This is a genomic window from Bifidobacterium sp. CP2 (assembly GCF_018555635.1).
In the GTDB taxonomy this organism is placed as follows: Bacteria; Actinomycetota; Actinomycetes; order Actinomycetales; family Bifidobacteriaceae; genus Bifidobacterium; species Bifidobacterium saguinibicoloris.
This window is the reverse complement of record NZ_JAFEJX010000005.1, coordinates 212,207-223,508: the sequence shown is the minus strand read 5'-3', so window position 1 is coordinate 223,508 and position 11,302 is coordinate 212,207. Positions and strand designations below refer to the sequence as shown.

The 11,302-nt window shown below is 68.1% G+C and carries 6 protein-coding genes; 4 read left to right on the top strand and 2 right to left on the bottom strand.

Annotation, left to right across the window (positions count from 1 at the left end; genetic code table 11):
• Positions 1-387 precede the first annotated feature (387 nt).
• The gene (locus tag JS531_RS05775) at positions 388-4,278 is read right to left on the bottom strand and encodes a phosphodiester glycosidase family protein (RefSeq protein WP_214313901.1); all 3,891 of its coding nucleotides are present in this window, start codon (positions 4,276-4,278) and stop codon (positions 388-390) included.
• A 265-nt stretch (positions 4,279-4,543) separates the two neighbouring features.
• Between JS531_RS05775 and upp the strand changes: the two genes are divergently transcribed.
• The 4 genes from upp to JS531_RS05755 all read left to right on the top strand — a co-directional run bounded on the left by upp (position 4,544) and on the right by JS531_RS05755 (position 8,287).
• The gene (upp, locus tag JS531_RS05770) at positions 4,544-5,185 is read left to right on the top strand and encodes a uracil phosphoribosyltransferase (protein ID WP_214313899.1); all 642 of its coding nucleotides are present in this window, start codon (positions 4,544-4,546) and stop codon (positions 5,183-5,185) included.
• 144 nt (positions 5,186-5,329) lie between these two features.
• Complete coding sequence (rlmH, locus tag JS531_RS05765) at positions 5,330-5,809, top strand: 23S rRNA (pseudouridine(1915)-N(3))-methyltransferase RlmH (protein WP_214313897.1); 480 nt, start codon at positions 5,330-5,332, stop codon at positions 5,807-5,809.
• A 10-nt stretch (positions 5,810-5,819) separates the two neighbouring features.
• Positions 5,820-6,938, top strand: a complete 1,119-nt coding sequence (locus tag JS531_RS05760) for a glutamate--tRNA ligase family protein (protein WP_214313895.1) — start codon at positions 5,820-5,822, stop codon at positions 6,936-6,938.
• 203 nt (positions 6,939-7,141) lie between these two features.
• A complete protein-coding gene (locus JS531_RS05755; RefSeq protein ID WP_214313893.1) occupies positions 7,142-8,287 on the top strand; it encodes a glycerophosphodiester phosphodiesterase family protein in 1,146 nt (381 codons plus the stop codon).
• A gap of 167 nt (positions 8,288-8,454) precedes the next feature.
• Here JS531_RS05755 and clpB read toward each other — a convergent pair whose 3' ends face one another.
• Positions 8,455-11,145 carry an ATP-dependent chaperone ClpB gene (clpB, locus tag JS531_RS05750; RefSeq protein WP_214313891.1) on the bottom strand — a complete coding sequence of 897 codons (2,691 nt, stop codon included), beginning with the start codon at positions 11,143-11,145 and terminating at the stop codon, positions 8,455-8,457.
• Positions 11,146-11,302 lie beyond the last annotated feature (157 nt).

Here is an 11,302-nt window from a genome sequence, read left to right as displayed (position 1 = left end):
GCGGCCAGGCGGACGACGGACTGGCAATCATTGACTATAAAGAAGTAGTACAAACACACTCTTGAGTTCTCAAACCACCACACACACCAAAACCAACCCCGAACCGGAAGAACCCCGGCCGGAACCGCTCGGCGGCAGCGAAAGAACAACTTACACGCAAACCCCAACCAACGCAACCCCACCCCACCACAACACCCCACAAACCCCCGGAAACACAACAAACCACCGGCGTGTCGAAAACACCAAAAACACGACACGGAAACCAGCCAACAAACCACATCGCCAACAAGCCACCCGGCGAAACAGCCAGACACCATCATGACGAACCCCAACACGGCAATCGGCCGGCGGCATCCACTGCCACCGGCCGATCCCATCAACAGCACGTCACCGCGCACCGCGACGCCTGAGCACCAGCGTCACGCCCGCGCCGGCACCGGCCAACAGCAGGGCCGTCCACGCGATGACCGCCACGTCGGCGCCAGTCGAGGCCAGACCGCCCTTGGCGGGCTTCCTGCCGGAAGCGGACGCGCCGCCCTTCCCAGCGCCGCCCTTCCCAGCGCCGCCCTTCCCGGCGTCGGCGCCACCGCCCTGACCGCCCTGACCCGGCTGACCGGAACCACCCGGCTGACCCGGCTGCGACGGCTGCGGCTTGGCGCCCACGTGCAGCGTGATCGTCCTGGTCTCCCCGTTGACGGTGAGCTTCAGCGTGACGTCGCCCGCCTTGACGGCGGTGAGCCGGCCGGTCCGCGCGTCCACGACGACCGCAGTGGAGCCGTTCGCCTGGTCCACGCCCTTGCCGATGCCGTCGTCGACGGTCACGCCCTTGCCTGACCACACGTAGCTGACCGGCCATTGCACCGGCACCGTGCGGGTGCCGTTCTCCTGCGTGAACGTGGCGGACAGGTCGACGGACGACCCTTCCTGCAGCGAGATCCCCTCGGCGACCGGCTTGCCGTCGGAGCCGAGCACCGTGAGCGAACCGGCGTCGATCTGCGGACGCGTCTCGGCGCGCATCCAGCCGAGACGGGCCAACGGCGACGCCGTGGCGACGGAACCCACCTCGCCGGAGGACGGGTTGACGCCGAGCATCGTCCAGCCGATGAAGCCGCCGTTGTCCGGCGTGCTCGCCGGACCTTTGCCGCTGTTGCCGTTGGTGATCTGGCTGACGCCGTTGAACGCGGTGGCGTTGAATCCGCCCACGTGACCGTTGACGATGGCGATCGACTTGCCGCTGTCGGCGCGGAAGTCGGAGAGCTCCTTGGCGAACCGGGCGGCTTCGGTGCGGTCGCCCAACTGGCTGTTCTTGGACGGCAGGTAGTCGTCGATCGGCATGTGCGTGAACACGAGCACGCCGGTGACGGCGGCGTCCTTCTTCGCCGCGGCGAGCTGCTCCTCGAGCATCTTCAGCTGGTCGACGCCCTGGCCGTGCAACGTGCCGGAGGACGAGTCGAGCGTGATGACCTTGGTGACCTTGCCGGAGCCTTTGGCCTTGACGTCGGTGTGGCTGCTGGCGGCGCCGATCACCTTCTCGAAGGTGGCGATGCTCCGGTCGCCCATCTGTTCGTGGTTGCCGGGCACGTACAGGTACGGCAGGTCCTTGGGGACCTCCTCGTCGAGGATCTGCTTGGCGAACGCGAGGTCCGCCTCGCTGCCTTCGTCGACGAAGTCGCCGTCGATGACCATGAGGTCCGGTTTCGCGGCGGCGATCTGGCGGATCGTCTCGCGGGCGTGCGCCACGTTGGCGCCGTCCGGATCGCGGGCCACGAACTGTGCGTCGCTCATGACCGCCACCTTGAGCGGGCGGGAGGTGACGTCGGACGTGCCGGTGGCGATGACCGGATCATGCACCGGCGTGGTCGCCGGCTCCTGCGCGTCCGGGGCGACGACCTCCTCGAGGTCGGAGAGGGTGATGTCGCCGTGGTAGGAGGCAGTGGAGCGGATCTCCATGATGCGGATGCGCTGGAGGGTCAGCGGGTAGGCGGTGCCGGCGGGCACGGGGAACGAGACCTGCTTCCAGCCGGTCCAGTCGATGTTCGGGCCGTTGAGGTTCGTGGTGACGCCGTCGCCGGTGACCACCTGGATGCGCGGCCAGGCGCCGGAGCCGTCGCCCTTGATCCACAGGATCAGCATCTGCGGCTGGCCGTCGAGCACCTTGTCCGCGGGCAGGACCGCGTAGTAGCCGCGGGTGGCGGTGCTTTGCGTGAAGTCGTATTGCAGGCGCAGGCCCTTGAGTCCGGCGGCGTGGCCGTCGGCCGGCTCGAGCGAGCCGGTGGCGCGCGCCTGGTCGGCCTTCCATTGGGGCGCGTCGACGAAGTCGAGCACGGGCACGCTCTTCAGGCCCACGGTGACGGCCTGCTGCACGGTGACGTCGGCGCCGTCCGCGCCGGCTTTGGCGATGGTGTAGGTGAGAGTGGCCGCGCCGGAGTCGACCAGCGGGGTGAGCAGGAACGTGCCGTCCGATTGCGGTTCGGCCTTGACGACGCCGTCGCCGCCGGAGACGGTGATGTCGCGCGGTTCGACGAGCGCGTCGTAGCCGTCGGCGTCGTAGCCGGTGATGGTGGTGGAGGCGGTGTCGGTCTTCTGCTGCAGCGACACGGTGGAGTCGGACGCGACGGCGTGGTCGAGCCTGCCGAGCACGGTCACGTCGCTGGTGGCGGTGGCGCCCTGCGTGGTGAACGAGACGGTGCCGGCGCCGTGCCTGGCGCCGCGCACGACGGCCGTCGAACCGGCGGCGGCGTCGGACGGCTGTTCGAGCGTGACGTCGCCGCGTGCGGCGAACGTGCCGTCGGAGTCGAGACGCACGCCGTTGGACGCGACGCCGGAGCCGGCGAACGTGCGGGTCAGGCCTGCGAACACGCGCGTCCCGGCCTTCGCGGCGGCGGGCTTGACCTGCGCGTCGGCGAGCGCGGTGGCGCTGGCGGAGCTGCGGAACACGAGCGCGTTGGCAACGGAGCGTTCGTTGCCGTCGGAGGGGCGGTTCACGATCCGCGGTGCGGTGGTGCCGGCCTTGCGGGCGATCATCGTGGCGGAGCCGCCGCCGTCGAGGTTGACGGCGTTCCAGGCGCCGAACGCCTGCAGCTGCCGTGCCATCTCGTACAGGGTCATGCCGGCGCTGTCCGCCTGGTTGCCGTCCACTTCGAGCAGGTACAGGCGGGTGCCGTCCTTGCTGATGCCGGCGGCCATGCGCGCGTGCTTGTAGTCGTTGTCCTGCTGCACGGTGATGGCGCCCGCGTTCATGAGTTCGGCGCCGCCGCCCGCGGCGACCTTGACGTTCTTGTCGAGTCCGACGGTGACCTGCACGGGTTCGGCCGGCGTGAGCGCGGCGACGGCGTCGCCCTGCGTTCCGGTGCCGACGAGGATCGCCTCGCCGTCGGCGAGCGCGGTGTCCGCGGCGAGGTCGTCGATGGCGCCGACGCGTTCGACCTTGCCGTCCTTGATCCATGCGGCGTGCACGTTGGCGGCGTTGGCTGCGGTGAACACGTTCTTCAGCGGCCACGTGCCCCAGGCGCGCGTGTAGTAGGCGAGGCCGTCGGCCTCAAGGGACGGCGAGTTGACGCTGGCGATCGGCTGCGGCTTGCCTTGCGCGCCGTCGGCGCCGAACGTGACGGTGGAGGCGCCGGTGAGCTGTTGGATGGCGGCTTTGCCGTTCGCGTCGACGGTCACGGCGTTCTGCGCGCCGGGTGAGATGGAGCGGATGCCGGAGGCGGCGGACGCATTCGTGTTGACGGGCGCGTTGGAGGCGTTCATGTCGAAGAAGTCGGAGTTGACGGCGGCCACGACCTTCGGGTCGTTCGCGATCTGTTGGGAGACGGGTGCGACGCCGGCGACCGAGCCGGTGTCGACGAGGTCCATGGACAGCGTGGGTTCGGTGGTGTCCGCCACCAGCACGTTGCCGGTCACCCAGCGGTTCGCGTCGCCGTTGAACGTGCTGAAGGAGGTGACGTCGAGTCCGGGGGCGACCTGCGCGGTGTCGCGCGTTTTGAGGACGCTGTTTCCCGTGCTGAAGTCAAGTGCAGAGCCGTTGGCCGCAGGGGTTTCCGGCGTGGCGGCGGCCGTCGCGGCGGTTGCGGCGCCGGCGGGTGCGACGGCAAGGATGCCGGCCGCGGCCAGTGCGGCGAGGCATGCCGTCAGGCGTGCGACGACGCCGCTGCGGTGCGGTGCCGGTTGTGGCGCGGTGCGCGTGTCTTGTGTGTCTTGTGCGATGCGTGCGGCCTGTTCGGTTCGCCCGGTCTGTTCGGTTCGTTCGGTTCGACTGGCTGGTGTGCGTGAACGCATGTGCGGTCCCTTCTCCGTGTTCCTCATGCAGGTCCCACACGTTCCGGCCGCATGTGTTCCGCCGTTCCGATCCGGGACGGAGGGACACGCGCGAAGGCGCGTCGGATGCACGATGCCGTCTTCAGGGTGCCGGCCGAAACCGAACGGCGGATGACGAACCGCCCATCGCCAGTTGAACTCCGGATGACCGTTGCGCAACCGGATGCACGCGCATCCTCCCGTTCCATGGCGGTTCCGGCGGGCGCACCGGGTACTCTTGGGAACCATGGAACTTCACGTTTTGAATCATCCGCTCGTCGAGCACAAGCTGACCGTGCTCCGCGACAAGAAGACCCCGTCCTCCACCTTCCGCGAGCTCGTCTCCGAACTCGTCATGCTCGAGGCGTACGAGGCCACGCGCGACCTGTCCGTCGTGGCCACGCCGATCGAGACCCCGGTGGCCCCGATGACCGGCAAGAAGCTGGCCGAGCCGCGCCCGATCATCGTGCCCGTGCTGCGCGCCGGCCTCGGCATGCTCGACGGCATGACCCGCCTGCTGCCCACCGCCGAAGTCGGATTCCTCGGCATGAAGCGCGACGAGGAGCACCCCACCCAGCAGATCACGTACGCGAACCGTCTCCCGGACGACCTGTCCGGACGCCAGTGCTTCCTCATCGACCCGATGCTCGCCACCGGCGGCACGCTCGTCGCCGCCACCCACTACCTGGCCGAACGCGGCGCCAAGGACGTCACGGCGATCAACATCATCGCCGCGCCGGAAGGCATCAAGTACGTCGAGGAGCACATCGATCCGTCCATCGACTTCAAGGTCGTGGTGTGCGCCGTCGACGAGAAGCTCAACGACAAGTGCTACATCGTGCCGGGTCTGGGCGACGCCGGCGACCGCCTGTACGGCGTCATCGACTGACGCCGTAGGCGAGGCATACGGGACGTCGGACGACGTCCCGAACCCATCGGAAAACGTACGCCAAGACGCGCTTGGCGTACGTTTTTCATATCGGCTTCCCTATCGGACGGACCATCGGACACCATCAAGGACGGACGGAACCACATGCAGATCGACATCATCGCGCCCGGACGCGTGAAGGAACGCTACCTGCGCGACGCCATCGACGAATACTCGAAACGCCTCTCACGCTACTGCCGGCTCAACATCATCGAAGTGGCCGACGAGAAGACGCCCGAACACGCCTCCGAAGGCGTCGAACGCCAGATCAAGGCGAAGGAGGGCGAACGCATCGCCAAACATCTCAAGGACAACGCGTTCGTCATCGCCCTCGCCATCGACGGCAGACAACTGTCCAGCGAGGAACTGGCCGCGAAGATGGCGGACTGGACGCTGCACGGCGTAAGCCACATCCAACTGGTCATCGGCGGATCCATCGGACTGGACGACGCGATCCTGCGCCGCGCCGATTTCAAGTTGAGCTTCTCGAAGATGACGTTCCCTCACCAGCTCATGCGCGTCATCCTGCTCGAACAGGTCTACCGGGCGTACAAGATCAACGCCGGCGAACCGTACCACAAGTAGGACGGACGGCATGACGGGACGATTCGCGCCGACCCCTTCCGGGCGCATGCACATCGGCAACATGACGGCGATGCTGGCCGCGTGGCTGGACTCCAGGGCGCACGGCGGACGCATGCTGCTGCGCATCGAGGACATCGACACCCCGCGCGTGCTGCCCGACGCCGACCGGTGGATCATGGACGACCTCGCCTGGCTCGGACTCGACTGGGACGGCGAGCCGGTCTACCAGTCGCGGCGACTCGACCTGTACGAACAGGCGCTGCGGCTGTTGGAACCGCAGACCGTCGACGGCGACCCGCTCGTCTACCCGTGCTTCTGCTCGCGCGCGGACATCCGCGCCGCGTCCGCCCCGCAGGAGGGCGACGGCTTCCAGATCTACCCCGGCACCTGCCGCCGGCTCATGCGCGACCATCCTGACGAGGTCGCCGCGCGTCTGGCGCGCGGCGACCGTCATTCGCTGCGCATCGCGATGCCGTGCGGCGGCGCGGCCTGCGTCGGAACCGGTGCGGATGGCGGGACCGACGGTGCCGTCACGGTCGACGACCGCGTATACGGGCCGCAGACGTTCGACCTCGCGCACGACATCGGCGATTCGGTGATCCGACGGTCCGACGGCCTGTTCGGCTACCAGTTCGTCGTCACCGTGGACGATCTCGCGATGGGCGTCGACTCCGTGGTGCGCGGACGGGACCTGCTGCGTTCCGCCGCACTGCAGTCGTTCATCCGCGGACGGCTCATCGCGGGAGGATTCCCCGCGGCAGCGTCGTCTGCCGGGAGCCTGTCCGATTCCGACTGCATCGCGTCGCCCGCCCATCCCGTGTACACGCATATCCCGCTCATCGACAACGCTGCCGGACGTCGCCTCGCCAAACGCGAACGGTCGCTGGACATGGGTGCGCTGCGCCGATGCGGCGTCACCGCCGAACAGGTGACGGGCGTATGCGCGTGGCTGCTGCGGCTCGTCGACCGGCCCGAACCATGCACGGCGCACGACCTGCTCGACACGTTCCGCGCGGATGGATGGGAGCCGCTGCGGGCGGATCACACGGACCGTCGGCTCGACCCGGACGATCCGCACATGCCCGCGTGGTTGGCCGGTGCATTGCGAAACGAGCCGGCATCGGCGTGACCGTCTGCTTCGCGGAAACCCCTCTCCGCGAAGCAAGTCGGTACGGGTCAACCCAACCGCTTCGCCAGACGCCATCCCGGCGAAACAAGTCGGAACAACCCAACCCAACCGCTTCGCATGAAGGCCACGAACCCGGCCGGCGAACACGCGCGGTGTAGGCTGGAGGCATCATCGGCAACACTTGGCTTATGGGAGGGATTGCCATGTCGAAAGCTTTGAGGAACGCCATCATCGGCGGCGCGGCGCTGGCCGGCGCGGCCGCATGGGCCATGGCCCCGCGCTCGTTCAACGACAAACGCCGCAACTTCGTGCCGGTCATCCCGGACGTCTGGTACGCGCACCGCGGCCTGCACGACGCCGGTTCCGGCCTGGTGGGCGTGGCCGATATCCCGGACTACACGGGCGACAACCCGCTGAGCGCCGCCGCGGACACCACCGAGGCGTCCATCGCGGAGAACGCGGACTACGTGGCGCTGGCGCGACGCATGGCCATGAAGGCCGGATACGGCACGCCGGACGAGACCGGCCCCATCGCGCCGGAGAACTCGCTGGCCGCGTTCGCCGCCGCCTGCGAAGCCGGATATGGCATCGAACTGGACCTGCAGCTCACGCTCGACGGCCAGGTCGTCGTCGTGCACGACGCGGACCTCCTGCGCGTGGCCGGCGACCCGCGGCTCGTCAAGGACCTCACCTACGACGAGCTCACGCGCATCCCCCTGTTCCCTGCCGTCCGCGCCGACGGCCACGGCTCCAAGCCGGGCGACCTCAAGGCGCATCCGCTGCCGGGCGCGGACGAGAAGCCGCCGCTCGTGGTGACGCCGTCGAGCGCGCCTGAAGGCTACTACCAGCATGTGCCTCTGTTCTCCGACGTGCTCAAGGTGGTGGCCGGCCGCGCGCCGCTCATCGTGGAGTACAAGTTCAGCGACAACAGCGCGTGGGGTGCCCGCGAGGAGGAGCTCATGGAGAAGGGCCACGCGCTGCTCGACGCCTACAGCGGCCCGTACGTCATCGAATCGTTCCATCCGGGCGCGGTGAACTGGTACAAGACGCATCATCCGGAGGTGTGCCGCGGCCAGTTGAGCTGGCCCGCGCCGTTCAAAGCCGGCAATCCGCTGGAATGGGCGGCCGGTCTGCTGGCGTTCGACTGGTTGTCCCGTCCTGATTTCGTGGCGTACGACTGGACCGGCGGCGCGTCGCCGCAGGTGCGTCTGGCGCGTGCGATGGGTGCGACGACGGTGTCGTGGACGGTGCGTTCCAGCGCCGAGCTGGCGGACTGCGATCAGTGGTTCGACCATCACATCTTCGAGGCGTTCGTTCCGGCGGAGCACGGAGCGTCTTCCGCGTTGTAGACGGCTCGACGTACCACACGTACGCCCATCGCCGTCTACGCCTTGAACCCGCACACGTGCCCGCCTGCACTTCGTTCCGGCGGAGCACTGAAGCCGAATAACGCAGATGGCCGGCTCCCTGTTTGAGGGAGCCGGCCATTGTTCATTCAGTCACGCGCAGTCACGCGTCACTTGGACGGCTTGTCGTCCTCGACGCTCACCTGCACGTCCGGATCGTCCGGGGCCGAACCGTGGCCGAGCGGGTCCTCCGGCATCGCGGTGAGTTCGAGGTGCTCGCCACCGGTCTGGTCGACGAGCACTGTGTCGCCGTCGTGGACCTTGCCGGCGAGCAGCATGCGGGCCAGCTGGTCGCCCACCTCAGTCTGGACGAGGCGGCGCAGCGGACGCGCGCCGTAGGCCGGGTCGTAGCCCATGTTGGCGAGCCATTCGCGGGCCGCGGTGGTCACGTCGAGCGTGATGCGGCGGTCGGTGAGGCGCTGGGCCACGCTCTTCACCTGGATGTCGACGATACCGCCGAGCTCCTCGCGCGTGAGCGGGTGGAACATCACGATGTCGTCGAGACGGTTCAGGAACTCCGGCTTGAAGTTCATGTGGACGGCGTCCATCACGGCCTTCTTCTTGGCGTCGGCGTCGAGCCCCTCGTTGACGAGGAACTGGGAGCCGAGGTTGGAGGTCATGATGAGGATCGTGTTCTTGAAGTCCACGGTCCTGCCTTGGCCATCGGTCAGACGGCCGTCGTCGAGCACCTGCAGCAGCACGTCGAAGATCTCCGGGTTGGCCTTCTCGACCTCGTCGAACAGCACGACGGAGTACGGGCGACGGCGCACGGCCTCGGTGAGCTGGCCGCCCTGCTCGTAGCCGACGTAGCCCGGCGCGGCGCCGATCAGACGGCTCACGCTCGCCTTCTCCATGTACTCGGACATGTCGATGCGCACCATGGCCTTCTCGTCGTCGAACAGGAAGTCCGCCAACGCCTTCGCAAGCTCGGTCTTGCCCACGCCGGTGGGGCCGAGGAACAGGAACGAGCCGGTCGGACGGTTCGGGTCGCTGATGCCGGCGCGCGAGCGGCGCACGGCGTCGGACACGGCCTGGATGGCTTCCTTCTGGCCGATGACGCGCTTGCCGAGGTAGTCCTCCATGTGGAGGAGCTTCTCGTTCTCGCCCTGCATCAGTCGGCCGACGGGGATGCCGGTCCATTCGGACACGATGCCGGCGACGGAGTCCGCGTCGACGTGGTCCGGGACCATCGGCTCGGGCTTGTTCGCGCCGTCCTCCCCGCCTTCGTGGGACTCGGCATCGGCCTTCTCGGCGGCGGCGAGCTCCTTCTGGATGGCCGGGATCTCGCCGTACAGGATGCGGCTCGCCTCGGCCAGGTTGCCCTCGCGCGTGAACTTGTCCGCCTGCACGCGCAGGTCGTCAAGCTTGGCTCGCAGGTCGCCCACCTTGTTGTGGCCGGCCTTCTCCGCGTCCCAACGGGCCTTGAGCCCCGCGAGCTTCTCGCGGGCGTCGGCCATTTCGGCCTGCAGCTTCTCGAGGCGCTCCTTGGAGGCCGGGTCCTCGGCCTTCTTGAGCTGCATCTCCTCCATCTCGTAGCGGGTCACCTTGCGCTGGAGCTCGTCGATCTCCTCCGGGGAGGAGTCAAGTTCCATGCGCAGGTGTGCGGCGGCCTCGTCGACCAGGTCGATGGCCTTGTCGGGCAGCTGGCGTCCGGAGATGTACCGGTTGGACAGGGTGGCGGCCGCGACGAGCGCGTCGTCGCCGATCGTCACCTTGTGGTGCGCCTCGTAGCGCTGCTTGAGGCCGCGCAGGATGGCGATGGTGTCCTCCACGGAGGGTTCGCCGACGAACACCTGCTGGAAACGACGCTCGAGCGCCGGGTCCTTCTCTATGTTCTCGCGGTACTCGTCGAGCGTGGTGGCGCCGATGAGGCGCAGTTCGCCGCGGGCGAGCATCGGCTTGAGCATGTTGCCGGCGTCCATCGAGCCTTCGGCCGCGCCGGCGCCCACGATGGTGTGGATCTCGTCGATGAACGTGATGATCTGGCCGTTCGCGTTCTTGATCTCGTTGAGGACGCTCTTGAGGCGTTCCTCGAACTCGCCACGGTACTTCGATCCGGCCACCATGGAGCCCAGGTCGAGCGAGATGAGCTTCTTGCCCTGCAGTGTGGTGGGCACGTCGCCGGCGACGATGCGCTGGGCGAGTCCTTCGACGACGGCGGTCTTGCCGACGCCTGGCTCGCCGATGAGCACCGGGTTGTTCTTCGTACGACGCGACAGGATCTGGATGACGCGGCGGATCTCCTGGTCGCGTCCGATGACCGGGTCGAGCTTGCCTTCCTTCGCGGCGGCGGTGAGGTCGGTGGAGTACTTCTCCAGCGCCTTGTAGCTGCCTTCCGCGTCCGGGCTGGTCACCTTGGCGCCGCCGCGCACGGACGGCACGGCCTTGCGCAGGGCGTCCGGCGTGACGCCGTACTGCTTGAGGATGTCGGCCGACTGGTTCGGCGTGCTTGCGGCGATGCCGATGAGCAGGTGTTCGGTGGAGACGTACTCGTCCCCCATTGCCTGCATCTCCTTCTCGGCCTGCGCGAGCGCGGCGGTCAGCTGGCGGCTTGCCTGCGGCTGCGACGTGGTGGAGCCGCTTGCGCTGGGCAATGCGACGAGCGCGTTCCTCACGGCCGCGCCGATGGCCTGCGGGTCGCCGCCGGCGGCCTGGATGAGGCCGCGCACGACGCCCTGCTCCTGACGCAGCAGCGCGTCCATCAGGTGCAGGGTGTCGATCTGCGCGTTGCCCGCGGCGGAAGCGCTCTGGATGGCGTCGCCGATGGCCTCCTGGGCCATGGTCGTGAACTTCTGTTCCATAAGTCTGTCCTCCAAGTCTCTTGGGCCCGGCGGGGTGCTGCCCGGACCGGATGGTCCGAAGCCGTGCCCCTTGCCGGGCGTTCATGTCATGTTCTGACATGTCCAACCGACCTGGAGGACATTCTATTCCCAAAACTTGAGCGTTCGTGACTCAAGT